This window comes from Mycobacterium sp. NPDC004974, assembly GCF_053600815.1.
In genome coordinates, this window is sequence record NZ_JBSGAQ010000007.1 from 255870 (window position 1) to 281582 (window position 25713).

Consider the following 25713-nt stretch of genomic DNA (forward strand, 5'->3'; position numbering starts at 1 on the left):
ATGGCAGAGACATACGTGGCCGCCGGCGGACAACGCATCCGCGTGGACGTCCGGCGAGGTACCGGGGTGCCACTGGTGGTGTGTAACGGCATCGGCGCCAGCCTCGATGTCCTGGAACCGCTTGTCACCCACCTCAACCCGGACAGCACCGTGATCCGGTTCGATGTGCCCGGCACGGGCGGGTCCCCGACTTCGGTGCTGCCGTACGGGTTCCCTTATCTGGCCTGGGTTCTGGGCCGGGTGCTGACAAAGCTGGGCTACAGCGTGGTCGATGTCCTGGGCCTGTCGTGGGGCGGGGCCCTGGCCCAACAGTTCGCCTTCCAGAATCCGCGCCGGTGCCGCAGGCTCCTCCTGGTCTCCACCGGAACCGGGGTGATCATGGTGCCGGCGCACCCACGGGTACTGGCAAAGATGCTGACGCCCAAGCGGTTCACCGATCCCGACTACATCGCCTCGATCGCGGGCGACCTGTACGGCGGCACCGTGCGCGAGCACGGCCAAGATGTCGCCAAGATCTTCGGCAGCCAGCTACATGCCGGCTCCAGGGTGGGCTACCTGCATCAGTTGCTCGCCGGATCGGTGTGGACCAGCTTGTTCGCACTCCCGGCGATCCGCCAGCCCGCCCTCGTGATGGCCGGCACCGATGACCCGATCATCCCGGTGGTCAACGCCCACATCCTGAACCGCCTGCTGGGCCACTCCCGGCTGCACCTGCACTCGGGCGGACACATCGACCTGGTCACCAACGCGGCCGAACTCGCCCCGGTGATCGACACCTTCTTGGCCGAGCCCGGTGAGAGAGCCTGAGACCCCACAAAATGGCCGGCACCACGGTGTAACCCACGGGCCGGGCGGCAGCGGCTACCGGGGACGCCGTGCGACGACCGCGAAGTTCAGCGGGATCCGTGGCACCCCCGGCGGCAGGGCCCAGCCGTGTGCGCAGGGCACGAGAGCCGGAAACGCCGGCCAGTCCATGTACGGCAGTTCGGCCAATGCCTCGATGACGAGCCCGGCCTGCAGCAGGGACGTGACGACTTCGGACAGGTCGTGGCGCCATTCATGGTTGCGCACATGGGCAACCTGACCGGCCGAGTCTTCGGTGTATGTCCCTGGGTCGTCGTACGTTCGGACTCCGCCGCCGCTGAGGTAGTCGTCGGTGATATCCCACGGTTCGAAGTCCATCGCACCGAGGATCGGATGGTCGTCGCGGATCAGGAACACTCCACCCGGCTGGAGCAGATCGTGGATCGACCGGGCCCAGTTGGCGAGTTCGGGCAGCCACACGATGGTCCCGGCACTGGTCACCACGGTCTCGAAACGTCGCTGGATCAACGCCGACGCGAACCGCGCATCACCCTCGACCCAGGTGATCTCGCGGCCGTCAGCCTCGGCGATTCTGGCCGCATGCCGCAACGAGTTCGGCGACAGATCCACTCCATGGACATCGCGGGCTCCCAGCCGCGCCCACGACACGGTGTCGGTGCCGATGTGACACTGCAGGTGCAGCAGGGACCGACCCTTCACGCCGGTGTCCGGCAGGTGTGGCGCGAGCACCTCGAGGTCGTTGAGCACGACCCGCGAGATATCGGTGGGGTCGGCCAGAAACCCTGCCACGTCGTACATCTGGGACCGGGCGTGGACATCGGCCCGGTCGTCCCAGTTGGCACGGTTCGCGGCAAGCGCGTCCTGATCATTCACCGCCTCGACCCTACCGGCGGACACCAGATACACATCGAGCCTGCGGTCAGATCGTGAATCGTGAGAAATCGCGATCTGACCGCAGGCTCGGCGCGCTACGCGCAGACTCAGCTTCCGGCGATGCCGTCCAGGCGCTTGGTCGCCGCCTCGAAACCGCTCACCAGCTCGCCGATGATGTCGGCAGCCGGGCGGATCTCGTTCATCCGGCCCACGATCTGGCCGACCGGCATCGCGACCGCGGTCGGGTCATCGGACAGGCTCATCCGCTGATGCGCCTCGCCTACCAGAATGTTCTGCAACGGCATCGGCAGCGCTTCAGGCGCGTCCGGTGCGTCCCAGGCGTCGGTCCAGCGGCTCTTCAGGATCCGGGCGGGCTTGCCGGAGTAGATCTTTCGGCGCACGGTGTCGGCGGAGGTGGCGTTCAGCAATGCCTCCTGGATCACCGAGGCACCCGACTCGCGACGCACGCCCAGGTCGTACTCGGCCGCGGTGAGGAATGCCGAACCCATCCACACACCCTGAGTACCGAGCGCCAGGGCCGCGGCCACCTGCCGGCCGCTGCCGATCCCGCCGGCGGCAAGCACCGCGGCCTTGCCGTCGACGGCGTCGACGATCTCCGGCCACAACACCACCGAGCCGATCTCACCGGTGTGCCCGCCGGCCTCCTGCCCCTGGGCGATCACGATGTCGACCCCGTTGGCGACGTGGCTGAGCGCGTGCTTCGCGCTGCCGGCCAGCGCGGCCACCGGAACGCCTGCCGCATGCGCCTGCTCGATGACGTCATTGGGCGGCGAGCCCAGCGCGTTGGCGATCAGCTTGATCGGATGGCGCAACGCCACCTCGACATGGGTTCGCGCCACTGAGTGCAGCCAGCCCAGCACACCGGTGTTGTGCTCACCCTCCGCGGGGAGCGGCGGAACACCAAGATCGGCAAGGGTTTTCGCGACGAAGTCGCGGTGAGCCTGCGGGATGAGCTTGTCGATGTCGACGGCGCTGCCCTCGGTGGGGACCTTGTTGGGCATCACGATGTCGACGCCGTACGGCTTACCGTCGGTGTTGGCGTCCATCCAGGACAGCACGTTTTCCAGCTCGTCGGGATCGTTGAACCGCACACAGCCCAGTACACCCAGGCCGCCGGCGCGGCTGACCGCGGCGGCGACCTTCTCCGACGGCGTGAACGCGAAGATCGGGTATTCGATCCCGAACCGTTCGCACAGATCAGTCTTCATCACTTCGCTCCCACGTGGTTTGCGTGCACCTCGTCAGCGGCCCGCTCCTCGGTGGTGTCCTTGGCCCACCGGTAATCGGGCTTGCCCGCGGGTGAGCGCTTGACCTCGTCGACCAGCCACAGGCTGCGCGGCACCTTGTATCCCGCGATCTCGCTGCGCACGAACGCGTCGAGATCGGCCAGGGTCGGGCGAGCCCCGTCGCGCGGCTGCACGACAGCGGCGACGTGCTGACCGAAGCGCTCGTCGGGCACGCCCACCACGAGCGCGTCGAACACATCCGGGTGGCCCTTGAGCGCGGCCTCGACCTCTTCGGGGTAGATCTTCTCGCCACCGCTGTTGATCGACACCGAGCCGCGGCCCAGCATGGTCACGCTGCCGTCGGCCTCGACCTCGGCGTAGTCGCCGGGGATTGCATACCGGACACCGTTGTAGGTCCGGAACGTCTCGGCCGTCTTCTTCTCGTCCTTGAAGTAGCCGACCGGAATGTGGCCGCACTTGGCGATGATGCCGCGCACGCCCGAGCCCGGGACGACCTCGTTGCCGTCTTCGTCGAGCACCTTGGTGGTCTTGTCGATGGTGACGCGCGGGCCGCCGGTGTGCGACTGTCCCTTGGCCACGATGCTGGTACCGCCGAAACCGGTCTCCGAGGAGCCGATCGAATCGGTGATGATCCGGTTGGGCAGCAGCTCGAGGAACTTCTCCTTGAGGCTCGTCGAGAACAGGGCCGCGGTGCTGGCGAGCAGGAACAGGCTCGACAGGTCGTACTCGTTCCCCGCATCTTGGTGGGCCAACAACGCATCGAGCAGCGGCCGGGCCATCGCGTCACCGGTGAAGAACAGCAGGTTGATCTTGTGCTCGTGGATCATCCGCCACGCGGCGTCGGCGTCGAACTCCGGCATCAGCACCACGGTGTGGCCGGTGAACAAAGCCATCCAGGTGGCCGACTGGGTCGCGCCGTGGATCATCGGCGGGATGGGGAGCCGGATCATCGGCGGGTTGGCGACGGCCTGCTTGGACAGGTCGTATTCGTCGGCGATGGGCTCGCCGGTGGCGAAGTCGGTGCCGCCGAACAGAACCCGGTAGATGTCCTCGTGACGCCACATGACGCCCTTGGGGAAACCGGTGGTGCCGCCGGTGTAGAGCAGGTAGATGTCGTCGGCGCTGCGCGGGCCGAAGTCACGCTCGGGCGAGCTGTCGGCGATCGCCGAGTAGAACTCGACGCCACCGTAGCGCTGGAAGTCGTTGTCGGACCCATCGTCGACAACGAGGATCGTCTTCAGCAACGGCAACTCGGGCAGCACGTTCGCGACGCGGTCGGAGTACTGGCGCTCATGGATCAACGCGACCATGTCCGAGTTCTCGAACAGGTACTTCAGCTCGCCCTCGACGTAGCGGAAGTTGACGTTGACCAGGATCGCGCCGGCCTTCACGATGCCCAGCATCCCGATCACGATCTCGATGCGGTTGCGGCAGTACAGGCCGACCTTGTCGTCCTTCTTGACGCCCTGGGAGATCAGGTAATGGGCCAGGCGGTTGGCCTTCTCCTCCAACTGCGCATAAGTCAGCTGTTCGTCGCCACAAATCAGCGCGACACGGTCAGGCACAGCGTCGATGGCGTGCTCGGCAAGATCGGCAATATTCAGAGCCACAGAACCTAAACTAGAACGTGTTACATTTCGATACAAGTCTGGGTCGAAAATGCAGAGAGGCTGACACCCGTGAGCGATACCGAAAAGGGGCCCGACGCCCTCATTGAGCAGCGCGGACACACCCTGATCCTGACGCTGAACCGGCCCGAGGCGCGCAACGCGCTTTCCACCGAGATGCTCTCGATCATGGTCGAGGCCTGGGACCGCGTCGACAACGATCCGGAGATCCGCACCTGCATCCTCACCGGCGCCGGCGGGTACTTCTGCGCCGGCATGGATCTCAAGGGCGCGACCAAGAAGCCGCCGGGCGATTCCTTCAAGGACGGCAGCTACGACCCGTCACGTATCGACGGCCTACTCAAGGGCCGCCGGCTCACCAAGCCGCTGATCGCCGCGGTCGAAGGCCCCGCCATCGCCGGTGGCACCGAGATCCTGCAGGGCACCGACATCCGCGTCGCCGGCGAGAGTGCCAAGTTCGGCATTTCCGAGGCCAAGTGGAGCCTGTACCCGATGGGCGGTTCGGCCGTGCGCCTCGTGCGCCAGATTCCCTACACCATCGCGTGCGACATGCTGCTGACCGGACGGCACATCACCGCCGCCCAGGCGCTCGAGTACGGCCTGATCGGTCACGTCGTCCCGGACGGCACCGCGCTGGAGAAGGCTCTGGAGATCGCCGAGGTGATCAACAACAACGGCCCGCTAGCAGTGCAGGCCATCCTCAAGACCATCCGCGAGACCGAGGGCATGCACGAGAACGACGCATTCAAGCCCGACACCGCCAACGGCATCCCGGTGTTCCTGTCCGCCGACGCCAAGGAGGGCCCGCTGGCCTTCAAGGAGAAGCGCGCGCCGGTGTTCCAGATGAAGTAGTCGTCGCCCCCGAAGGCAAAACTGAGGCCCTGCTCGATGTTTCGAGCAGGGCCTCAGTTCTTTTCGGGCTCTCAGCGCGCTAACGCCAATGCCCGGGAGGCGGCGGCGGACCCCAACGCCCCGGCGGCGGGGGCGGCGGACCCCAGAACGGCGGAGGTGGGGGTGGTGGCCCCCAGAAGGGTGGCGGGGGCGGAGGGGGCGGACCCCAGAACGGCGGTGGCGGCGGAGGAGGCGGACCCCACGGCCGCAACGGCGGAGCGGGCATCGAAGACAGCGGGGCCGGCCCCCCGGCTTGCAGGCTCGTCGGCGCCCCGACCGGTGCCGCACCGGCCTGGCCGGCGATTCCGATCGCTCCGGCCAGCAGCGCCCCACCCAGCACCACTCCACTCATCAGAGTTCGCCCAGTTGAATGTCGTGCCATCACGTGCACCCTTCAATCGTCTCGTCACATCCCCCGATATTGCGAGACTATCTAATTAGATGGGCTATACGAAACCTGTGAACGACCTTGCACAGCGAACACTTAACTAGGACATAGGGATACACAGTCAGCTGAGCCGAGTGTGGAACCACTGCGAGGTCCCGGCCGAAACCTCGCAACCAGTTCACACTCGCGGCACGCCGGCGGCCGCAATCCGCTTGATGATGTCGGCGTCCCCGTCGATCTTGGTCACCCGGATATCGGTCCACCCCAGACGGGTGACCGCTTCCGCCTTGCGGATGTCGCGATTGAACCGGCGAGGGTCGGTGCGATGCTGATCGCCCTCGTAGTCGGCGGCCACTTTGACGTCCTCCCAGCCCATGTCGAAAACGCCTACCAATACCCCGAATTCGTCGCAAACCGGGATCTGCGTCCGCGGCCGCGGAAATCCGGCGCGGACGACCAGTAGGCGCAACCAGGATTCTCGAGGGGATTCGGCGCCCGGATCCACAAGGTCGAGCGCCCGACGCGCGTTCTTGATTCCACGGCGTCCGCAGTACCTGTCGACGAGCGGTTCCACGTCGGCCGTCGTCAATCCCGTGGCGTTGGCCAGGGCGTCGATCAGCGCCACCGCCTCGTCGATGGGGTATCTGCAGGCCAGGTCCAGTGCGGTGCGGGCAGGTGTGGTCACCCGCATGCCGTTGATCAATTCGATCTCGTCGTCGCCGAAGGTATCGCTCCATACGCGAATTCCCCTGGGAGAATAGCGATTGCCGTAGATCAACTCGGCCGGCCGACGAGCATCCAGCCACTTGGCGCCGTGCAGGGCCGAAGCCGACCGCCCCGCGACGATGCCACGGCCTCCCGACCACAGCCATGCCGCCTGAGCCCTGGCCTTTGCGGTCAACTCGGTTCCGCGGGATACATGAACTCCGGGGAAGACCGCGAAGTAGCGACTGCGCAGCCGATAGGGCGTCAACCGGCCGGCCGCAACAGCTTTACTACCGATGAATGGCTCCCCCATGGGCGGAGTGTGCCGCCAGCCACCGACAAGCCCGCGAGCGTGGATCTGTTGCGAGATTTCGGCCGAGAACTCGCAACAGATCCACACTCGGCGGCGGCAGAAGCTAGGCGCCCACCGGTGCCGTCGGAGTGAAGACGACGGGCATGGCCTCGGGCCCGCTGACGAAGTTGGCCGGACGCAGCGGAATCGCGTCGCCGTTGGCCAACCGCAGGTCGGGCAGCCGGGTGAGCAGCCGCTCGAGCATCAGCCGCAGCTCCAACCGAGCCAGCTGGTTACCGAGGCAGAAGTGCGTTCCGAAACCGAAAGCCAAGTGGCTGTTGGGGTTCCGGTCGATCCGGAACTCGTCAGGGTTCTCGAAAACAGCTTCGTCGAAGTTCGCCGACTCGAACATCAGCATGATCTTCTCGCCTGCCTTGAGCTCGGTCCCGTGGAACACCGTGTCCGCGGTCAGCGTGCGGCACATGTTCTTCACCGGCGAGGTCCAGCGCAGCGTCTCCTCGATGGCGCCGGGCAGCAGCGACTGGTCGGCCACCAGACGTTCCCACTGATCGCGATTACGCAGCAGTTGCTCGGTCCCGCCCGACAGCGTGTGCCGTGTGGTCTCGTCACCGCCGATCAGGATCAGCAGCGTCTCCATGACGATCTCGTCATCGCTCATCCGCTGCCCCTCGACCTCGGCATTCACCAGGATCGAGAACAGGTCATCGGTCGGCTCGGCGCGCCGCTTGGCGATCACCTCCATGGTGAACGCGGTGTAGGCGGCGAACGTCTCCATCAACATTCCGATGGCGGTCTCGTCGAGATGCGAACTCAGCCCGCAGACCAGGTCATCCGACCACTTCAGCAGCATCTCGCGCTCGGTGGGCAGCACGCCGAGCATGTCGCCGATCACCGCCATCGGCAGCGGTGCGGCGATATCGCGGACGAAATCACATTCCCCGCGTTCACAGACCGCATCGATCAGGGTGTCGCACAGGTTCACGATCGACGGCACCTTGTCCATCACCCGCTTGCGTGTGAAGCCGGAGTTGACCAGCTTGCGGCGCAACACATGTGCCGGATCGTCCATGTCGATCATGTACGGCATGCCGGGCTGATCGGGGCGGATCCCACCGGCGTTGGAGAACAGCTCGGGGTTGCGCTCCGCATCGAGCACGGCCGCATAGGTCGTGGCCGCGGCCAGTCCGTTGCGGTCGCGGAACACCGGCTCGTTGGCCCGCATCCATCGGTAGGCCTCCCGGGCGCCACCGTCGGCATAGAAGTTGCCGTTGGTCAGGTCGACATCGGGCTTGAGCAGTACCTGGGTCACGAAATCTCCTTGGAGTCAGCGAACGTCATCTGTACATTGCGGACCGAGCTGGACAACAACGCCCGTTTGGGCAGGCCCAGGGCCGCGAGTTCTTTGGCGTACGGGTGGTCACCCAGCCGGATCCGGACCCCGCCCGGGCGGTATCGCGCCCCGGAAAGGCCCATCTGGCCCTCGGTTTCACGCAGCACGCCGTCGAGGTAGGAAAAGGTGGATTGCACCCGGGGTTTGGCGGTGAACCGCGATGGAACCGGAAGCCCGGGTTTGAATTCCATGCCCACGGCCAGCCGGCCGTCGATACTCACCTCGAAGCCGAACGGATTGCCCTCACGAACCCCGGCCCCATTGTCCGCACCGCGGACGGTGAAGTCCGCCAAGACTTTCGGGTATCCCCAAATCTGCCGTCCCGCCTGCAGCGTGAACTCACCGTCGACGGGAAGGTGATGAATGAAGGCACCCGCCGAGCCCAGGCCACTCAGGCCCGACTCCGCCGATCCCGGCCGGTTCACCATGACGTTGGTGCCGTACTCCAGATACTCACCCAGATCACTATCGATGTAGTGCATCAGCATCAACACGACGATCGTGCGGTGCGGCCGGTGCCGGTACACGCGCAGTCCGCTGTAATCGATCATTCGCTGCGCGGCGTCGGCGTCCACGGAGAACACCGCCATGTGCTGTTCGGCGGCACGGATCTGCACCGGCATCGTCAACACGGTGCCGAGCACATTGTGCTGCGAGGCAGGAGTGGTGTCACTCACATCATTGAATCTAACCCCTGCAGTAGACAGATTTCAAGAAGTGTCTACAGCGGGCCTGAGTCAGCGCAGTGGATCCTTGATCTGCTCCTTGACGTAGTGAGGTTACCGACGATCGCCGAATCATCGACCGATTCGGCGGGAACAGTTCGGCGCCAGGAGATTCCGCACGTCGGAGAAGGCGTCGCGCCGATCCGGGTGAGGTAGATTCGGGCCGGTGATCGAGAATCTGTCATCGGCCCCGCGGACCACGGTCGACCTGTCTGGCGTGTCGGAGACGGCGCTGCTGACGCTGCAGATGCGAGCGCAGGAGGCACGCCGACCCGACGGCATCATCGACGATCCCATGGCGGTGCAGCTGCTCGACTCGATCGATTTCGATTTCGCCAAGTTCGGGTCGAGCCGGCGCCAGGATGTGGCGCTGCGCGCACTGCGCTTCGACACGTCCACGATCGCCTACCTTCGCGACCATCCGAAAGCCACGGTGGTGGCACTCGCAGAGGGTTTGCAGACCAGCTTCCATCGGCTTGATGCCGCCGGCGTCGGCCACGACTTCCGCTGGTTGACAGTCGACCTGCCACCGATGATCGAGGTCCGCCGCAAGCTGCTGCCGGCTTCGGACCGGATCACCGTGTGCGCCCGCTCGGCGCTGGACTTCAGCTGGATGGACGAGGTGAACCCGGCCGACGGCGTGTTCGTCACGGCAGAGGGGCTGCTGATGTACCTGCAGCCCGAAGAAGCCATGGGGCTGATTCGGGCGTGCGCACAACGTTTCGCGGGCGGGCAGATGCTGTTCGACCTGCCACCGGCCTGGCTCGCCGCCTGGGCGCGCAAGGGCGTGCGGACCTCAAAGGGCTACCGGATGCCGCCGATGCCCTTCAGCATGTCTCCGTCGCGGGCGGCCGATCTCGTCAACTCCGTGCCAGGCGTCCGGGCAGTGCACAACCTGCCGACGCCGGAGGGCCGGGGCCGCATCCTCAACGGGCTGCTGCGGACGGCGCAGCGGGTTTCGTTGCTGAATTCGGCCCTGCCGGTGACGACCCTGCTGGATTTCGGCTAGACAGGCTGACAGCAGTGCCGGCTCAGCCCTGAGCCATGGCCGCGAGATCCTTGATCTGTTCGACGGAGGTGGCCCCGACGACCATCATGGTCACGCCCGAGGCCTCCCAGGCCTTGATCTGTTCCTTGACGTAGTCGAGGTTGCCGACGATCGCCGAATCATCAACCAGTTCGTCGGGAATGATCTTGGCCGCTTCGTCTTTGCGGTCGCTGCGGAACAGTTTGGTGACGTCGTCGACCACCTCCGCATACCCCATCCGGCGATACACGTCGGCGTGGAAGTTGGTGCCCTCGGCCCCCATTCCGCCCATGTACAGCGCCAGGTGCGGCTTCATCAGCTCCATGATCGCGGGCCGATCGTCGGTGACCACGACCTGCGCAGTGGCACAGATCTCGAAGGTCTCTCGGGTACGCCGCGCGCCGGGGCGGGCGAAGCCCTCGTCCAGCCATTCGTTGTACATGCCGGCGATGCGCGGCGAGTAGAAGATCGGCAGCCAGCCGTCGGCGATCTCGGCGGCCAGCGCGACGTTCTTGGGCCCCTCGGCACCGAGCATCACCGGGATGTCGGCGCGCAGCGGATGGGTGATCGGCTTGAGGTTCTTGCCCAGGCCGGTTGTGCCCTCGCCGGTCACCGGCAGCGGGTAGTGCGGACCGTCGCTGTGGACCGGGGCCTCACGCGCCCAGACCTGACGCAGGATGTCGATGTACTCGCGGGTGCGGGCCAGCGGCTTCGGGAACTTCGCGCCGTACCAGCCCTCGACCACCTGCGGCCCGGACACGCCGAGCCCCAGGATGTGGCGGCCACCGGAGAGGTGATCCAGCGTCAGCGCGGCCATCGCGCACGCCGTCGGGGTACGCGCGGACAGCTGGATGACCGAGGTGCCCAGCCGCATGCGGGTGGTTTCCCGCCCCCACCAGGCCAGCGGGGTGTAGGCGTCCGAGCCCCAGGCCTCCGCGGTGAAGACGGTGTCGAAGCCCTCCGCCTCGGCGGCAGCGACGAGTTCGGCGTGGTTGGTCGGCGGCTGTGCGCCCCAGTATCCGAGTTGCAGACCGAGCTTCATTTAGATCGCCTTCCCACGTGTCCTTGCCACGATTGTTAGAACCTGTTCTACTCGATGTGTGACAGCCAGCCAAAGCCGCCCGGCCTCGACAGATCACCGTGAGCCGCCACTTTCCGCGCCACTGAAACTGTCGTTTGACTACACCCGTTCAGTAGGTTCACTGCTCAGTCAGTTCTTTACTGCCCTGCGCGAGCGCCGGATCGTCGGCGTGCGCGGGTCCGACGGACGGGTGCACGTGCCACCCGCTGAGTATGACCCGGTCACCTACGAGGCTCTGACCGAGGTGGTTCCGGTATCCAGCGTCGGGACAGTGGTGTCCTGGACCTGGCAGCCCGAACCGCTTGAAGGTCAGCCGCTGGACCGGCCGTTCGCCTGGGCGCTGATCAAGCTCGACGGTGCCGACACCCCGCTGCTGCACGCCGTGGACGTCAAGGAAGGCGAGCTCAGCAGCGGTGCCCGGGTGCACGTGCACTGGGTCGACGAGCCGGTGGGCGCGATCACCGACATCGCGTACTTCGTCCCGGGTGAGACCCCCGAGGATGTTCCGCCGGTGAGCGATGACCGTGACCCGGTGACCATGCTGGTGGCGCCCTCGTCCATCGAGATCCAGCACACGGCCTCGCGGCCCGAGAGCACCTACCTGCGGGGTCTGCGCGACGGCAAGCTGCTCGGCGCGCGCACCGGCGCAGAGGGCAAGGTGTACTTCCCGCCCAAGGAAGCCGATCCGGCCACCGGCCAGGAACTCACCGAGTTCGTTGAGCTGCCCGACCGGGGCACCATCACCACGTTCGCGATCATCAACATCCCGTTCGCCGGCCAGCGGATCAAGCCGCCGTACGTCGCGGCCTACGTGCTGCTCGACGGTGCCGACATCCCGTTCCTGCATCTGGTGACCGACATCGATGCGTCCGAGGTGCGGATGGGCATGCGGGTCGAGGCGGTATGGAAGCCCCAGGAGGAATGGGGCCTCGGCATCGACAACATCTCGCACTTCCGGCCGACGGGTGAACCCGACGCCGACTACGACAGCTACAAGCACCACCTGTAAGGGATCACATGACTTTTCGTGACGTAGCCGTCGTCGGTTTCGCGCATGCCCCGCATGTGCGCCGCACAGATGGCACCACCAACGGCGTCGAGATGCTGATGCCATGTTTCGCAAGCCTCTATGAAGAGCTCGGCCTGCAACAGACCGATATCGGCTTCTGGTGCTCGGGATCGTCCGATTACCTTGCCGGCCGCGCCTTCTCGTTCATCTCGGCGATCGACTCGATCGGCGCTGTGCCGCCGATCAACGAGTCACACGTCGAGATGGACGCAGCCTGGGCGCTGTACGAGGCCTACATCAAGATCTTGACCGGCGAGGTGGATACCGCACTGGTCTACGGCTTCGGCAAGTCCTCGGCGGGTGTTCTGCGCCGGGTGCTGGCCCTGCAGACCGACCCCTACACCGTCGCGCCGCTGTGGCCGGATGCGGTGTCGCTGGCCGGACTTCAGGCCCGGTTCGGCCTCGATGCCGGTAAGTGGACTGCCGAGCAGATGGCCCAGGTGGCGTTGGATTCGTTCGCCGCGGCCGACCGCGTCGACTCGGTGGAATCCGCTGCCTCTGTTGCCGAGCTGCTGGACCGCCCGTTCTTCGCCGACCCGCTACGCCGCCACGACATCGCCCCCATCACCGACGGTGCCTCGGCCATCGTCTTGGCGGCCGGCGACCGGGCTCGCGAACTGCGCGAAAACCCGGCCTGGATCACCGGATTCGAGCACCGCATCGAGACCCCGGTGCTGGGTGCGCGCGATCTGACCGTCTCGACCTCGACCGCCGCCTCGGCACAGGCCGCCACCGGCGGTGACGTGAGCTCGATCGAGGTTGCCGAGATCTACGCCCCGTTCACTCACCAGCAGCTGATCCTCACCGAGGCGATCGGGCTGGGCGAGAACACGAAGATCAACCCGTCGGGCGGCGCGTTGGCCGCCAACCCGATGTTCTCGGCCGGCCTGGAGCGCATCGGTTTCGCCGCGCAGCACATCTTCTCCGGCTCGGCCGGGCGCGTGCTCGCGCACGCCACCAGTGGCGCTGCGCTGCAACAGAATCTGGTCGCGGTCCTGGAGGGCAAATAATGGCTAAGAATCTCGCCGCGGTCCTGGGCACCGGGCAGACCAAGTACGTCGCCAAGCGTCACGACGTATCGATGAACGGGCTGGTGCGCGAGGCCATCGACAAGGCACTCGCCGATTCCGGCTCGACGATGGCCGATATCGACGCAGTGGTGGTCGGCAAGGCACCGGACTTCTTCGAGGGCGTGATGATGCCCGAGTTGTTCATGGTCGACGCCACCGGCGCCACCAACAAGCCGCTGATCCGCGTGCACACCGCGGGTTCGGTGGGCGGATCGACCGCGATCGTCGCGTCCAGCCTGGTCAAATCCGGCAAGTACCGCCGTGTCCTGACCATGTCGTGGGAAAAGCAGTCCGAGTCTAATGCCATGTGGGCGTTGAGCATTCCGGTGCCCTTCACCAAGCCGGTCGGCGCGGGTGCCGGCGGTTACTTCGCTCCGCACGTGCGGGCCTACATCCGGCGCTCCGGTGCCCCGAACCACATCGGCGCGATGGTGGCTGTCAAGGACCGGCTCAACGGTGCCAAGAACCCGTTGGCTCACCTGCACCAGCCCGACATCACGCTGGAGAAGGTGATGGCCTCGCAGATGCTGTGGGACCCGATCCGTTTCGACGAGACCTGTCCGTCGTCAGATGGTGCCGCGGCCATGGTGATCGGTGACGAGGCCGCCGCCGACGCGCGGATTGCCGAAGGTCACCCGGTCGCCTGGATCCACGCGACGGCGCTGCGGACCGAGCCGCTGGCCTACTCCGGCCGTGACCAGGTCAACCCGCAGGCCGGTCGCGACGCCGCGGCGGCACTGTGGCGCGATGCCGGCATCACCAGCCCGATCGACGAGATCGATGTGGCCGAGGTGTACGTGCCGTTCTCCTGGTTCGAGCCGATGTGGTTGGAGAACCTCGGTTTTGCCGCTGAGGGCGAGGGCTGGAAGCTGACGGAGGCCGGCGAGACGGCCATCGGCGGGAAGATTCCCTTCAACGCCTCCGGTGGTGTGCTGAGCTCGAACCCGATCGGTGCGTCCGGCATGATCCGGTTCGCCGAATCGGCGATCCAGGTGATGGGCAAGGCCGGCGACCATCAGGTCCAGGGTGCCCGCAAGGCGCTCGGGCACGCCTACGGCGGTGGCGCGCAGTACTACTCCATGTGGGTTGTGGGCTCTGACAAACCGGGCGAGCCCGCATCATGACGCGCATGAAGTACACCCTCAGCGTGGCCATGGGCCCGCTGGAGCATCTGACCGGATTGGCCCGCACCGCAGAGGAAGTCGGGTTCGATTCGATCGCCCTGCCCGACTCGCTTTTCTACATGGAGAAGCAGGCCGCGGACTATCCGTACACCCCGGACGGGTCGCGGATGTGGAACGCCGAGACCCCGTGGGTTGATCCGCTGATCGCGGCGGCCTCGATGGGTGCGGCGACCTCGACGCTGCGGTTCTACACCAACGTGATGAAGCTCGGGTCGCGAAATCCGCTGCTGCTGGCCCGCCAGGTCGGCTCGGTGGCCAACCTGACCAACAACCGGTTCGGCTTCGGCGTCGGGATCGGCTGGGCACCAGAGGAATTCGAATGGTGCGGAGTTCCGTTCGCCAAGCGTGGGGCGCGCGTCGACGAGATGATCGAGGTGCTCAAGCTCGTGCTCGGCGGCGGCATGGTCGAGTTCCACGGCGAGTTCTACGATTTCGAGCGTCTGCAGATGAGCCCGGCGCCGTCGGAGCCGGTGCCGTTCTACGTCGGCGGGCACACGCCGGTGGCACTCAAGCGTGCCGCCCGCGTGGGTGACGGCTGGACCAGCGCGATGATGACGTGCGCACAGCTGGCCGAGACCGTGACGGCGATCAACAAGTTGCGGGCTGAATACGGCCGGGCCGATGAGCCGTTCGAGTTCCAGTCTGTGTGCATCGACAAGTTCGATCTCGACGGGCACCGCGCGCTGGCCGAGGCCGGTATCACCGACAACATCGTCATCCCGTGGATGCTCGAAGGTCTGGGCTTCGACGCTCCGCTGGAGCGCAAGCAGGACTCGCTCAAGCGGTTCGCCGACACCTACATCCACTCCGGCTGGCAGGACTGACATGACCGTCACCGATACTCAGCACCCAGCTCACCTGGCAGGCAAGCGATCCCGGGATGCGGTTGCCGCCCGGGACAAGCAAGCATGGCTGGACAACTTCGCCGACGACGCGATCGTGCAGGACCCCATCGGGCCGTCGTTCTTCGACCCCGCGGGCTTGGGCCACCAGGGCAAGGAAGCCATCGCGGCGTTCTGGGACAAGGCCATCGCCCCGACCGACAACCTCGAGTTCAACTTCCTCGACACGTTCCAGTGCGGCAGCGAGGAAGCCAACGTCGGCAGCATCGTCACCACGATGGGCGGGCACCGCATCACCACTCCGGGTGTCTTCACCTACCGGGCGAATGACGCGGGACAGTTGGTGGCGTTGCGGGCCTATTGGGAAGTCGATCGTGCGAGCGCCGAGAAGATCGACAGCTAGCGGTCGGTGAGCCAATGACGCCAGGGCTCCGGGCACGGCGATAGTGCCGTACCCGGTCCAACCGGACGCGTTGTCATCCCCAGTGTGGGGCCGCGCGCACCTGCAGCAGGTCTCGGAATTGCTTGGTGGTGTTCGGGAGCAGTTCACCGGTGCCCCAGTCGACCACGACGCCGTAGCGGCGCAACAGGTCGAAGGTATCGAGCTCACCGTCACGGAATCGGGCAGCGACCTCCGCGGGGTCGACGTTGAGCCACTGCTGGCGAGCTGCCCGGATTTCGGCGCGCAGCGCATCGGTTGCGGTGCGGTCGATCTCGTACTCGTCGATCTCGGGGTCGATCGGCGTGATGACCACACCGTAGTCGCGTGCGCCGCCGGCTATGGTCACATAGCCGTCGATCACATCCTCCAGGACGGCCTCGGGAGCGCGGTCGAGAGGATCTCCGAGACCGCCGCCGCCTGCCGATGGTCGCTCGAAGGTATCGCCGGCCTGTACCGCCACACTGGAGAACACTGATCCCAGAAAGGCCTCTTCGGCCGTTCCACGGTTGAGCCAGACACCATGAGGAATCGAGGGGAGCCCGCCGTTGATGCCCCAGGTAACCGACCGGGATCGGTCGCAGCAGTAGGACATCACGGTGTTCTCGCAGTCGGTCAGGATGCCACCTTTGGTCACGCCGCAGCCTCCGCGATACAAGCCTGGCCCGCCGGAGTCGGGAATGATCGCGTGCTTGGTCGTCAGCACCGGAGTCAGGCGTTCTTGACCCTCGCAAGGCTGGACAGCCAGTCCGACACCGAAAACCGGCGCCGTCGCGGTGGAACCGTCCTTGGTGCTGCGTCCTCCCCACCCGCCGGCCATCCAGTCGTACCACATGAAGAACGGACGTTCGTCACCTCGAGCGTCGCGGCCACCGACGAGAAGATACTCAAGGTTGAATGAGCATGCAATGGCCCGCTCGGGCATGATCGCTGACCATAGTTCGAAGATGGCGTTCATGATCTTTTCATATGGGCCAGAACAGAATCCGGTCACCGCAATCGGCCAGCCCGCGTTGACCACGGTGCCTTCGGGCCCGATGTCGGTATTGATGGCGGCGTAGAGGCCGGAGTTCAGCGGAACATCGGGAAAGAAGGTCTTTGTGCCAGCGACGATTCCCGAGAAGGCCGTGCCATACCCACAGTTGAGGAAGCTCGCCACAGCGGGGGCGCTGCCCGACAGGTCGTAACTGAGCTGATCGCCCTCGATGGTCATTTTCACTCGGATCGGCACCATCCCTTCCGGTTTCGAAGGATCCGAGTCGAGGTAGTCCTCGGTCACCCACTCGCCGTCGGGCAGTTCTGCGACGCGCTGGCGGATGATGCGCTCCACATAGTCCTGTACCTCGGCCATGGCTTCGACGACGGTGCCGCAGCCGTACTTGGCAACCAGTCGTTGAATCTCGCGTTCGCAGACGCCGGTCGCCTCGGCCTGAGCGTGCAGGTCGCCCAAGCTGATCTCTGGCGCCCGGGTGTTGGCCACCAGTAGTTTGGCGACATCTGCGAGAAAGCGGCCTTCGTGCCAGATGCGGACGGGCGTGATCCGCAGCCCCTCGGCGAAATGCTCGGTGGCGGTGACGTCGAAAGATCCGGGGACACTGCCGCCGATATCGGCCCAGTGTCCCTTGTTCTGGGCGAACCCGATCAGCTGGGCGTCGGCGAAGATCGGCCGGATGAAGCTGACGTCATTGAGGTGGGTGCCACCGCGGTAAGGGTCGTTGACGCAGAACACGTCACCGTGGTTGATGTCGTCGCCGAACTCCTCGAGCACGGCTTTGCATTGGAAGTGCAGCGTTCCCACGTGCACTGCGATGTCTTGGCTGCCCTGCATGACGGTATTGCCCTGTGCGTCGCACAGGGCAGAGGAGAAGTCCCGGCTGTAGATGACGAACGAGTAGCAGGTGCGCAAGATCTGCTCACTCATCAGGTCGACGGACGTCACGAATGCGTTCTTGAGGACCTCGAACGTAACCGGATCGAGGCGTCGGCGGGTGGTGCTTGCGGCGTTCACTGCTGCTCCTGGTGGATGTGGATTCGAATGTTGCCCCACTCGTCGACGACGGCGGTGGTCGACGGGGGTATGACGGTGGTCGAGTCGAGCTGGTCGATGATGGCAGGCCCGTCGACCGAGTTTCCTGCGATGAGTTCGTCGCGGTCGAAGACCGGCGTCGGCACGCGCCCACCTACCTCGTCGAAGTAGACCTGACGAATTGTGAGTGGCGACGGTGCGGGTGAGTCCGACGCATTCTGCTGGGGGAACCGCGGTTTCGGGGTCTCGCCGATGGCGCGAACACCGATTTGGTAGATCTCGACGTCGACGTCATCGCGGCGGAACGAGTAGTCGCGTTCGTGTTCTTCGTGGAAGAGTTCGACCGCACGGTTCAGGAACCCGTCCCGGTTGTCGGCGGTGACGCTCAGCGACCGCCATTGTCCCGCGTAGCGCATGCTGATCGAGCGGTCGATACGCATGCGATCCTCATCGACGCCCTCGTTCCGGAGCCGGGCGAGGCCCTCCTTCTCGAGCTGCGCGAATTCGGACTCGAGCTCTGCTGGGTCGACGTCGGAGGCGATGCGCTGGAACATCGCCGACAAGTCGTGCCGAATGTCGACGAGCAAACACCCTTGCGCCGAGGTGATTCCAGGATGAGCCGGCACCACGACCGTGGGGATCGACAGCTCTTTGGCCAGGGCGGCACCGTGGAGTGCGCCGGCCCCGCCACAAACTACTAGGACGAAGTCTCGGGGGTCGTATCCGCGTCGGATGGACAACAGTCGCACAGCGTCGGCCATGTTGGCATTGGCGACCTGGATGACGTTCGATGCGGCGGTGTCAACATCGAGGTCGAGGCGCTCGGAGATGCCGGTACGCACGGCTTCACGCGCCGCGGCCGCGTCGAGCGTCAGTTCGCCGCCGATCAGCGATTCGCCCAGCCGGCCGAGTACCAGGTTGGCGTCGGTGTTGGTCGGTTCGGTACCTCCACGTTGGTAGCAGGCCGGACCCGGTGCCGCGCCTGCGGATTGGGGTCCATTACGCAGGGAGCCGGCCTCGTCGATCCAAGCGAGTGAGCCGCCGCCGGCGCCGATGGTGAGTACCTCGATGCTGGGGAAGCAGATTGGGAAGCCGTACTCGACTTGCCACCGTTTGGTGGTGCGAATCTCACCGTCGTAGACCAGAGAGATATCCGTACTGGTCCCGCCCATGTCGAGGCCGATCGCATTCGGGTATCCGCAGCGGGAAGCAATGTCGGCCACCGCGATGGCGCCCGCGGCGATACCTGAGGCTGCCAACCGCACCGGATAGCGGTCTACCATTGCCGGCGTCATCGATCCACCGCCGGAGTGCAACAGCAACAGGTCACCGTCGTAGCCGTCTGCGCGCAGAGACCCTTCCAGCCGGTTCACATAACCACTCACCAGCGGGGCGAGCACCGCATTGGCCACTGTCGTGGACGCGCGGTCGTATTCGAAAATCTCCGGCAGGATCTCACTTGACGTCGACACCGTGACGCCAGGGATCTCGTCGATGAGAATGTCGCGCATTCTTCGTTCGTGGGTGTCGTTGACGTAGGAGTTCATGAAGCAAACAGCCACAGTCAGCACACCTTTGCGTCGCAGAATGCGTGCGACGTCTCGTGCCTTGTCTTCGTCGAGGGGAGTGACTATCGAACCGACGTAGTCGATTCTCTCAGGTACCTCGTAACGGTTTCGCCGCTTGATGTACGGAGCGCCGACGTCGGCGTAGGAATCCCAGAGTTCATCTTTCGTGCCGTCGCGGATCTCCAGGATGTCGCGGAACCCCTCGCTGCACACCATTGCGGCGGCTGGAAAACGACGGGTGATCAACGCGTTGGTCGCCACTGTCGTGCCATGCGAGAACAGGGTCACCGCTGAAAGATCGATACCGGCTGAACGCACACCGGCAACGACCGCTTCCATAGGGTCGTGCGGGGTAGACGGCACCTTGGCAACGCGCGTGCTCTGATCACGCTCGTCGAAGATGCACACGTCGGTAAACGTCCCACCCACGTCGACAGCAACACGAAGCGTCTTCGTGGCTGTGTTCTGCTTCATTGGCAAGCCTCCTCTGGTGAAGTGTGGTCAAGTATTGAGCTGCACTAATCCAGAGCCAATTGGAGAAAGTGACTGTCAACTACACTCATCTTGGAGTTTTTGACTGTTCGGGGTGAGTCCGCTGCAACCTGTGCAAAAAGACGATTTCCGTCTTGTTGATCTGCTGTTGGATCAGTCGCTCGGCCTTGCCCTGGTGAGCGACTGCAATCCGCACGTACCACTGTCGGGCGCGCACGCGATCGAGATCGCCCATCCGTCAGAGTGGCTGCAGCCCGGAACAGTGATGCTGACGACGGGTTCGCTCTACGGCGATGCGGCCAAGAGCGGAAAAGCAGCGCAGGCGTTCCGCGGCCTGGTGCGCGAGCTGGTCTCGGCCGGCGTCGCTGCGCTCGGGTATGGACTCGGGGTTGTCACCGATGAAGTGCCTCGTGCATTGGTGGACGAGGCGAACCGTCATCACTTCGCGGTGTTCACCGTGCCGCGCGAAGTCGCATTCATGACTGTGATCGATCGTGTTGCGGAACAGACTCATTCAGTTGAGTCGCATTCCTTGCGGCGCGCGTTGCAGATGCAGGATCAGCTACTCGACGCGCTAGGCGCCGCCGATCCCGAGCAGGAGCTGATATCCCGCCTGGCCGCGATATTGCGTTGCAGCGTACTGCTGTACAACGAGCTGGGCGACGTCGTCGCGTCCTCCGGCAAGGCACCGTCACATCTGATGCGGTCCCAACTACGTGGCCGCAGCGACCATCTACGGTTCAGCGTCGGTAAGTGGTCGGTTACAGCCGACCCGATTGAGCCTGGAGGAGAACCACACTGGCTTGTAGTCGCCTCGACCCGTCACGAGGTTCCCGACGCTCTGGCCCGATCGATTCTCCAGGTCTCCGTCCGCCTGCTCAACGCGATCGAGCGGTCGCGTTATCGGGCCGCGGTGGAGAACCGTGCCCGCCAGGCGGCATTCGTGCGTGAGCTGGTAGCCGGTGAGATCATCGATCAATTCAGTGCCGAAGGACATTTGGAGTCGTTGCGGTTCGGGCACCGGCCCCAGCTGCGTGTGTTCGCAATGTCTCCCTCAGATGGTTACGACGCCGGACGCTGGGTAACGCGAGCCGCGACCGCGCTTGACGCACTGGAGGCTGACGCGCTCGATTTAGCGAGATTGATGCGCCTGCCCGTGATGTTCGCACAGCTCGCCGATCAGCTGATCGGCGTACTCGCGGCGGATGTGCCCGCCGTCAACGGCTGGATCGCCAACCAACCCGAAGGCGCCGTCTGCGGCTTCTCCGAACCATTCCAGGATGTACGCACCGGTCCCGAACGTCTGAGGAACGCGCAGCGGGCGCTGCGGGCCGCGCAAACCCGAAACCTTCACCACACCAAGTTCGAGGACGTTGGTATCGCGGATTGGCTCTTGACCGGACAACACCGCGAGACCACCGCAGCCAAGGCCGCCGAACAGCTCGCCGTGCTCGGTCAGCACGATGGCTACTTGGAGTTCATTCGCGCGTTCTTCGCCCACGATCTCGATGTCGTAGCGACAGCGAAGGCACTCAACGTGCACCCGAATACCGTGCGGCACAGAGTGAAACGCGTCGAGTCGATGTTCGGCGAATCGTTGCGTTCACCGGCGCTGATCACCGCCATCCACCTGAGCCTCGAGGTACTCGCGCTTGAGGGCGACCATTCCGCCACGATGGTCTTGTCGCGCCTGAAATAACCAGTGTTGTAGTGCTTCCAAGCACAGAGAAACGGCCCATCACCTGGTCAACCAGCCATGGTCGGCGAACGCATTCTTCTACAGGGCCTTAATGAAACGCGGCCCGCACAACCGTCGCAAAAGCATCCACCCGACAGCTAGAGCTCGACGAGCCCCGTCAGGTAGCGCTGCGCCAGCTCCCGGTACGCCGCCGGATTGGCCTGCACCCAGGTCTGTGCACCGGTGCCCGCGATAGGTCCCCGGATCTTCGCGGGTGCACCGGTGACCAGCACCTCGTCGGGAATCTTTGTGCCCCCGACCACCAGGGAATGCGCCGCGATCAGGCTGCGCCGGCCGATCACCGCCCCGTCGAGGACCGTGCAGTGGTTGGCGATCAGCGCCTCCTCGCCCACGTGTGCACCGTGCACGACGCACATATGGGCGACCGTCGCGCCCGGACCGATGTCGACCGGGATCCCCGGTGGCGCGTGCAGCACCGAACCGTCCTGCACGTTGGCGCCCTCGCGGATGACGATCGGGGCGAAGTCGCCCCGCAACACGGTGTTGAACCACACCGAGGCACCGGCCTCGACCGTCACGTTGCCGATCAGTGTTGCCGTCGGGGCCACGAATGCGCTTGGGTCAACCACGGGCGCCCGGCCCTCGAACGAATACAGCGGCATCGTCCACATATACCGCAGGAACCGGCCCCCGGCGCAGCGACGCGTACCCTGAACAGTAACTATGTCGCTCACGACAACCATCCGCCCCAGGTTCTTGATCACCATCGGCCTTGCCGCAGCCGTCATCGGCACGGTCGGCGCGTGCACCCCAGCCGACCAGTCACCGACTACGCCGTGGGTTGCCACGCCGTCTACCTCGCCGTCGGCTGCCGCGCCGAAATCGCCGAAATCGCAGGCTTCCGACTACAGCCACCTGCTACTACAGGCCGAGGATGTCAGCATTCCGCCGGACGCGTTCACCGTCAGGTCCAACAATGTCAACCCCGACGGCCAGTCCGGGGCCAGCGCGTTGTTCGTCAACGCCGACGACACCCGGGCAATCGCCGACACGATCCTGATCTACCCGGACGCGGCGACCGCGGCGGCGACGCTCAAACAGGCCTCGGCCGCCGTGAGCACGATGGTGACCGGTGGCGAACCGCACCCGGTGCCGGTCGGTTTGAACGGCACCGTCATCTCGGGCACCGCACCGGACGGCTCCAAGGCCGTGACGCTGCTGATGTACAACCAGGGACGCGCGGTGGTCCGCCTGGAGTTCGACAGCACTCCGAATGATCCGGTGTCACCGCAGACAGTGGCCAGTGTGGGCCGGATGCAACAGATCGCCCTGAGAATCGGCCTTCCGGAGCGGGAGTAGGTCCCGGTCACGACGGGTATGCCCCAGGTCACGCCTGAATTATTGCCATCCGGGCTCAAAAAACTGTAACGTGTTCTAGTTAAGAGCACCGATACGGGAGGCCCACCGTGACTACCGAACATGCCGGCATCAGAGAGATCGACACCGGCGCCCTGCCAGACCGCTACGCGCGGGGTTGGCACTGCCTGGGACCCGTCAAGAACTTCCTTGACGGTCAGCCGCACTCTGTCGAGGCATTCGGCACCAAGCTGGTGGTGTTCGCCGATTCGGCGGGCGACCTGAAGGTCCTCGACGGCTACTGCCGGCACATGGGCGGCGACCTGTCGCAGGGCACCATCAAGGGCGACGCCGTGGCCTGCCCGTTCCACGACTGGCGCTGGGGCGGTGACGGCAAGTGCAAGCTCGTCCCCTACGCCAAGCGCACCCCGCGTCTGGCCCGCACCCGGGCCTGGCACACCGACGTGCGCGGCGGCCTGCTGTTCGTCTGGCACGACCACGAGGGCAACGACCCCCAGCCCGAGGTCCGGATCCCTGAGATCCCCGAGGCGGCCAGCGACGAGTGGACCGAGTGGCAGTGGAACTCGCTGTTGATCGAGGGCAGCAACTGCCGCGAGATCATCGACAACGTCACCGACATGGCGCACTTCTTCTACATCCACTACGGCCTGCCGACGTACTTCAAGAACGTCTTCGAAGGGCACATCGCCTCGCAGTATCTGCACAACGTCGGCCGTCAGGACATCGGCGGCATGGGCACCCAGTACGGCGAGTCGCACCTGGACTCGGAGGCCTCCTACTTCGGGCCGTCGTTCATGATCAACTGGCTGCACAACAACTACGCCGGTTACAAGGCCGAGTCGATCCTGATCAACTGCCACTACCCGGTGAGCCAGGACGCCTTCATGCTGCAGTGGGGCGTCATCGTCGAGAAGCCCAAGGGCATGGACGAAAAGACCACCCAGAAGCTGGCCGACGCGATGACGGACGGCGTGAGCAAGGGCTTCATGCAGGACGTCGAGATCTGGAAGCACAAGACCCGCATCGACAACCCGCTGCTGGTCGAGGAGGACGGCGCCGTCTACCAGATGCGCCGCTGGTACCAGCAGTTCTACGTCGATGTCGCGGACATCAGCCCCGACATGACGGACCGGTTCGAGATGGAGATCGACACCACCGCGGCCAACGAGAAGTGGCACGTGGAGGTCGAGGAGAACCTGAAGATCAAGGCGGCTGAGAAGTCGGCTCAGACGGAAACACTGCAGTCCAGCTGATGACGACACGCAACGAGCGGAGCCAGGCGCCAGATGTCGACGACCTGGCCCGCTCGATGCTGCTGCTGCACGGCGTGCATGAGGATGACGATCATCACGCCGGCAGCGGCGCAGGCACCGGTTCGACCGCCGGATCATGGGCCAAGGCACCGAATTTCGCGTCCGATCCGCAACTGGCCGCGGCGGTCCGCGAGGCCAGCGCGCGCGACCGTGAACGCTATCTGACCTCAGGCCTGGTGTCGGTGGACTGCCGGTTCTGCCATGTCTCGGTGCAGGTGAAAAAGCTGAGCGCCGAACACACTTCGGTGCAGTGGTCTACCGAAGCGGTGGAACGCTGCGCGACCTTCGAGGAAATCCGCTCCACCGGCGGAGATCCGGCCCGGGCGCGGTCATGCCCGCGGCTGACCGACAGCATCAAGCATGCGGTTGCCGAAGGGTGCCTGGAAGAGGTGTCTTCGGCCCCCTCCCCCGGCGACGGCTGATTCGCCCGCTAGTTCCCGGTCCTCAGCTCGGCCACGCAGGCACCCAGCGACTCGTCGTCTCCGTCGCCGCCCAGCGGCGGCAGCACGATGCCGTCGGCCACGTCCCCGAACCTCGCCTTCAGCAAGCCGGGCAGCTCATCGTGACGTCCACAGACCACCAGCTCGTCCAGAATGGAATCGGTTAGCACCGAGGGCAATTCGTCCCACAGCTCGGTTCGGACCAGGGACCGCAACCGCTCCGGGAGTTCAGTAAGGCCGCGGCGGGTCAGGCCTGTCGCATATGCGGGTGTCGAATACAGGAATGCCAGCATCCGGCGCTGCCGTTCCCGTTCCATGGCGACCGCCTCATCGGTGCGGCCGGTGGCGATCGCCGTCGAGGCGACGATGCGCGGTGCGTCTGTCCTGCCTGCCGCTTCGGCGCCACGGGCCAACGCCGGGCGCACCACGTCGCGCAGGTAGTCGGGATCGGAGTTGGTCGAGTGCGTGACGATTCCGCGCGCGACCCCGCCGGCGAGTTCGCACATACCGGCGTTCACCGCACCCAGCCAGATCGGCGGGCGGACGGCCTCGCTCGGGCCGGGATTGAAGTAGGGCTGCATGCGGGTCAGCCGGTAGTTCTCGCTCTCGAAGTGCACTGTGCCCCCAGTGCGGAACGCATCGAACAGGGCATCGAGCGCACCCACGTAATCCCTGAGCCGGGCAATCGGATCGCTCCACGGCATGCCGTAGCGGTCCCGGATGTTCTGCTTGATCTGCGTCCCGAGCCCCAGCTCGAACCGACCGCCCGAGAGTACCGACAGATCCCAGGCGGTGTACGCCGTCAGCGTGGGACTGCGCACGAATGCCAGTGTCACGGCGGTGCGGACGGTGATGCGCGATGTGTGCTCCAGGGCCAGCAACGAGACCGCCAGTGAGTCGTGCAGGGTCTCGGCGACATGTAGGCCGTCGCAGCCCAGTCGCTCGGCCCGCCGCGCATAGCCGGCGGTTGCGGTCAGCGGCGTACGCGGGTCGAGCGCCAGATAGACCTTCATGATCTCCCCCTCACGAGCAGACGCGAATGTACCCGGAAATCAACATTTCCGGGTCATTCGCGTCTGC

Annotated in this window: 24 protein-coding genes; 12 read left to right on the plus strand and 12 right to left on the minus strand. The window is 65.3% G+C overall.

All coding sequences use genetic code 11. From position 1 onward, the window contains the following. The gene (phaZ, locus tag ACWEFV_RS18475; protein WP_450071199.1) at positions 1-807 is read left to right on the plus strand and encodes a poly(3-hydroxyalkanoate) depolymerase; all 807 of its coding nucleotides are present in this window, start codon (positions 1-3) and stop codon (positions 805-807) included. 54 nt (positions 808-861) lie between these two features. Here the strand turns inward: phaZ and ACWEFV_RS18480 are convergent, their stop codons facing one another. From ACWEFV_RS18480 to ACWEFV_RS18490, 3 genes are all read right to left on the minus strand, one after another. Next, positions 862-1698 carry a class I SAM-dependent methyltransferase gene (locus ACWEFV_RS18480; protein WP_450071200.1) on the minus strand — a complete coding sequence of 279 codons (837 nt, stop codon included), beginning with the start codon at positions 1696-1698 and terminating at the stop codon, positions 862-864. A 107-nt stretch (positions 1699-1805) separates the two neighbouring features. Continuing rightward, on the minus strand, positions 1806-2927 hold the full coding sequence (locus tag ACWEFV_RS18485) for an NAD(P)H-dependent flavin oxidoreductase (RefSeq protein ID WP_135452295.1): 1122 nt from the start codon (positions 2925-2927) through the stop codon (positions 1806-1808). Then, positions 2927-4612 carry an acyl-CoA synthetase gene (locus ACWEFV_RS18490; protein WP_210115463.1) on the minus strand — a complete coding sequence of 562 codons (1686 nt, stop codon included), beginning with the start codon at positions 4610-4612 and terminating at the stop codon, positions 2927-2929. Before ACWEFV_RS18490 ends, ACWEFV_RS18485 begins: the two co-directional genes overlap by 1 nt. A gap of 33 nt (positions 4613-4645) precedes the next feature. Between ACWEFV_RS18490 and ACWEFV_RS18495 the strand changes: the two genes are divergently transcribed. Further along, the gene (locus ACWEFV_RS18495; RefSeq protein WP_135452291.1) at positions 4646-5446 is read left to right on the plus strand and encodes a crotonase/enoyl-CoA hydratase family protein; all 801 of its coding nucleotides are present in this window, start codon (positions 4646-4648) and stop codon (positions 5444-5446) included. A gap of 79 nt (positions 5447-5525) precedes the next feature. On the opposite strand, the gene ACWEFV_RS18500 is transcribed toward ACWEFV_RS18495, so the two are convergent. The 4 genes from ACWEFV_RS18500 to ACWEFV_RS18515 all read right to left on the minus strand — a co-directional run bounded on the left by ACWEFV_RS18500 (position 5526) and on the right by ACWEFV_RS18515 (position 8904). Beyond that, positions 5526-5837 carry a hypothetical protein gene (locus tag ACWEFV_RS18500; protein WP_450071201.1) on the minus strand — a complete coding sequence of 104 codons (312 nt, stop codon included), beginning with the start codon at positions 5835-5837 and terminating at the stop codon, positions 5526-5528. A 214-nt stretch (positions 5838-6051) separates the two neighbouring features. Further along, complete coding sequence (locus ACWEFV_RS18505) at positions 6052-6891, minus strand: hypothetical protein (RefSeq protein WP_450071202.1); 840 nt, start codon at positions 6889-6891, stop codon at positions 6052-6054. A gap of 103 nt (positions 6892-6994) precedes the next feature. After that, positions 6995-8200 (minus strand): cytochrome P450, encoded by a 1206-nt coding sequence (locus ACWEFV_RS18510; RefSeq protein ID WP_450071203.1) that lies wholly within the window; start codon positions 8198-8200, stop codon positions 6995-6997. After that, entirely contained in the window at positions 8197-8904 is a 708-nt protein-coding gene (locus ACWEFV_RS18515) for an acetoacetate decarboxylase family protein (protein ID WP_450071240.1), read from the minus strand. Before ACWEFV_RS18515 ends, ACWEFV_RS18510 begins: the two co-directional genes overlap by 4 nt. 280 nt (positions 8905-9184) lie before the next feature. Here ACWEFV_RS18515 and ACWEFV_RS18520 point away from each other — a divergent pair, with 280 nt between their 5' ends. Next, on the plus strand, positions 9185-10015 hold the full coding sequence (locus ACWEFV_RS18520; RefSeq protein WP_450071241.1) for a class I SAM-dependent methyltransferase: 831 nt from the start codon (positions 9185-9187) through the stop codon (positions 10013-10015). 22 nt (positions 10016-10037) lie between these two features. On the opposite strand, the gene ACWEFV_RS18525 is transcribed toward ACWEFV_RS18520, so the two are convergent. Further along, positions 10038-11075: an LLM class F420-dependent oxidoreductase gene (locus tag ACWEFV_RS18525; RefSeq protein ID WP_450071204.1), complete on the minus strand. Its 1038-nt coding sequence runs from the start codon at positions 11073-11075 to the stop codon at positions 10038-10040. 58 nt (positions 11076-11133) lie between these two features. Here ACWEFV_RS18525 and ACWEFV_RS18530 point away from each other — a divergent pair, with 58 nt between their 5' ends. From ACWEFV_RS18530 to ACWEFV_RS18550, 5 genes are read left to right on the plus strand one after another with little or no spacing between them, the layout of a single operon-like run. Further along, positions 11134-12123 carry a Zn-ribbon domain-containing OB-fold protein gene (locus ACWEFV_RS18530; protein ID WP_135458629.1) on the plus strand — a complete coding sequence of 330 codons (990 nt, stop codon included), beginning with the start codon at positions 11134-11136 and terminating at the stop codon, positions 12121-12123. 8 nt (positions 12124-12131) lie between these two features. Beyond that, on the plus strand, positions 12132-13193 hold the full coding sequence (locus ACWEFV_RS18535; protein WP_135458631.1) for a thiolase domain-containing protein: 1062 nt from the start codon (positions 12132-12134) through the stop codon (positions 13191-13193). Further along, entirely contained in the window at positions 13193-14377 is a 1185-nt protein-coding gene (locus ACWEFV_RS18540; protein WP_450071205.1) for a thiolase domain-containing protein, read from the plus strand. Before ACWEFV_RS18535 ends, ACWEFV_RS18540 begins: the two co-directional genes overlap by 1 nt. Positions 14378-14382: 5 nt before the next feature. Further along, positions 14383-15261 (plus strand): TIGR03619 family F420-dependent LLM class oxidoreductase, encoded by an 879-nt coding sequence (locus tag ACWEFV_RS18545; protein ID WP_450071206.1) that lies wholly within the window; start codon positions 14383-14385, stop codon positions 15259-15261. A gap of 1 nt (position 15262) precedes the next feature. Then, on the plus strand, positions 15263-15682 hold the full coding sequence (locus tag ACWEFV_RS18550; protein ID WP_450071207.1) for a nuclear transport factor 2 family protein: 420 nt from the start codon (positions 15263-15265) through the stop codon (positions 15680-15682). Positions 15683-15755: 73 nt separating this feature from the next. Here the strand turns inward: ACWEFV_RS18550 and ACWEFV_RS18555 are convergent, their stop codons facing one another. Further along, positions 15756-17726: a hydantoinase B/oxoprolinase family protein gene (locus tag ACWEFV_RS18555; protein ID WP_450071208.1), complete on the minus strand. Its 1971-nt coding sequence runs from the start codon at positions 17724-17726 to the stop codon at positions 15756-15758. Continuing rightward, positions 17723-19786, minus strand: a complete 2064-nt coding sequence (locus tag ACWEFV_RS18560) for a hydantoinase/oxoprolinase family protein (RefSeq protein ID WP_090426366.1) — start codon at positions 19784-19786, stop codon at positions 17723-17725. The genes ACWEFV_RS18555 and ACWEFV_RS18560 overlap by 4 nt, the downstream gene beginning before the upstream one ends. Before the next feature lie 130 nt (positions 19787-19916). Between ACWEFV_RS18560 and ACWEFV_RS18565 the strand changes: the two genes are divergently transcribed. Further along, positions 19917-21503, plus strand: coding sequence for a PucR family transcriptional regulator (locus ACWEFV_RS18565; RefSeq protein ID WP_450071209.1), 1587 nt, complete (start codon positions 19917-19919; stop codon positions 21501-21503). Between the two features lie 137 nt (positions 21504-21640). On the opposite strand, the gene ACWEFV_RS18570 is transcribed toward ACWEFV_RS18565, so the two are convergent. Then, positions 21641-22165 carry a gamma carbonic anhydrase family protein gene (locus ACWEFV_RS18570; protein ID WP_450071242.1) on the minus strand — a complete coding sequence of 175 codons (525 nt, stop codon included), beginning with the start codon at positions 22163-22165 and terminating at the stop codon, positions 21641-21643. A 61-nt stretch (positions 22166-22226) separates the two neighbouring features. Here ACWEFV_RS18570 and ACWEFV_RS18575 point away from each other — a divergent pair, with 61 nt between their 5' ends. The 3 genes from ACWEFV_RS18575 to ACWEFV_RS18585 all read left to right on the plus strand — a co-directional run bounded on the left by ACWEFV_RS18575 (position 22227) and on the right by ACWEFV_RS18585 (position 24615). Further along, positions 22227-22862 (plus strand): hypothetical protein, encoded by a 636-nt coding sequence (locus ACWEFV_RS18575; protein WP_450071210.1) that lies wholly within the window; start codon positions 22227-22229, stop codon positions 22860-22862. A 107-nt stretch (positions 22863-22969) separates the two neighbouring features. Next, complete coding sequence (locus ACWEFV_RS18580) at positions 22970-24133, plus strand: Rieske 2Fe-2S domain-containing protein (RefSeq protein ID WP_450071211.1); 1164 nt, start codon at positions 22970-22972, stop codon at positions 24131-24133. Continuing rightward, on the plus strand, positions 24133-24615 hold the full coding sequence (locus tag ACWEFV_RS18585; RefSeq protein WP_450071212.1) for a hypothetical protein: 483 nt from the start codon (positions 24133-24135) through the stop codon (positions 24613-24615). The genes ACWEFV_RS18580 and ACWEFV_RS18585 overlap by 1 nt, the downstream gene beginning before the upstream one ends. An 8-nt stretch (positions 24616-24623) precedes the next feature. Here ACWEFV_RS18585 and ACWEFV_RS18590 read toward each other — a convergent pair whose 3' ends face one another. After that, entirely contained in the window at positions 24624-25646 is a 1023-nt protein-coding gene (locus ACWEFV_RS18590; protein ID WP_135458650.1) for a TIGR03617 family F420-dependent LLM class oxidoreductase, read from the minus strand. Between the last annotated feature and the right edge of the window lie 67 nt (positions 25647-25713).

Bases quoted from the DNA above. Each gene is read 5' to 3' on its own strand.
- phaZ (WP_450071199.1), top strand. From the start codon at position 1: ATGGCAGAGACATACGTGGCCGCCGGCGGACAACGCATCCGCGTGGAC.
- ACWEFV_RS18485 (WP_135452295.1), bottom strand. From the start codon at position 2,927: ATGAAGACTGATCTGTGCGAACGGTTCGGGATCGAATACCCGATCTTC.
- ACWEFV_RS18500 (WP_450071201.1), bottom strand. From the start codon at position 5,837: ATGAGTGGAGTGGTGCTGGGTGGGGCGCTGCTGGCCGGAGCGATCGGA.
- ACWEFV_RS18505 (WP_450071202.1), bottom strand. From the start codon at position 6,891: ATGGGGGAGCCATTCATCGGTAGTAAAGCTGTTGCGGCCGGCCGGTTG.
- ACWEFV_RS18515 (WP_450071240.1), bottom strand. From the start codon at position 8,904: ATGCCGGTGCAGATCCGTGCCGCCGAACAGCACATGGCGGTGTTCTCC.
- ACWEFV_RS18525 (WP_450071204.1), bottom strand. From the start codon at position 11,075: ATGAAGCTCGGTCTGCAACTCGGATACTGGGGCGCACAGCCGCCGACC.
- ACWEFV_RS18535 (WP_135458631.1), top strand. From the start codon at position 12,132: ATGACTTTTCGTGACGTAGCCGTCGTCGGTTTCGCGCATGCCCCGCAT.
- ACWEFV_RS18540 (WP_450071205.1), top strand. From the start codon at position 13,193: ATGGCTAAGAATCTCGCCGCGGTCCTGGGCACCGGGCAGACCAAGTAC.
- ACWEFV_RS18545 (WP_450071206.1), top strand. From the start codon at position 14,383: ATGAAGTACACCCTCAGCGTGGCCATGGGCCCGCTGGAGCATCTGACC.
- ACWEFV_RS18550 (WP_450071207.1), top strand. From the start codon at position 15,263: ATGACCGTCACCGATACTCAGCACCCAGCTCACCTGGCAGGCAAGCGA.
- ACWEFV_RS18560 (WP_090426366.1), bottom strand. From the start codon at position 19,786: ATGAAGCAGAACACAGCCACGAAGACGCTTCGTGTTGCTGTCGACGTG.
- ACWEFV_RS18570 (WP_450071242.1), bottom strand. From the start codon at position 22,165: ATGCCGCTGTATTCGTTCGAGGGCCGGGCGCCCGTGGTTGACCCAAGC.
- ACWEFV_RS18575 (WP_450071210.1), top strand. From the start codon at position 22,227: ATGTCGCTCACGACAACCATCCGCCCCAGGTTCTTGATCACCATCGGC.
- ACWEFV_RS18585 (WP_450071212.1), top strand. From the start codon at position 24,133: ATGACGACACGCAACGAGCGGAGCCAGGCGCCAGATGTCGACGACCTG.
- ACWEFV_RS18590 (WP_135458650.1), bottom strand. From the start codon at position 25,646: ATGAAGGTCTATCTGGCGCTCGACCCGCGTACGCCGCTGACCGCAACC.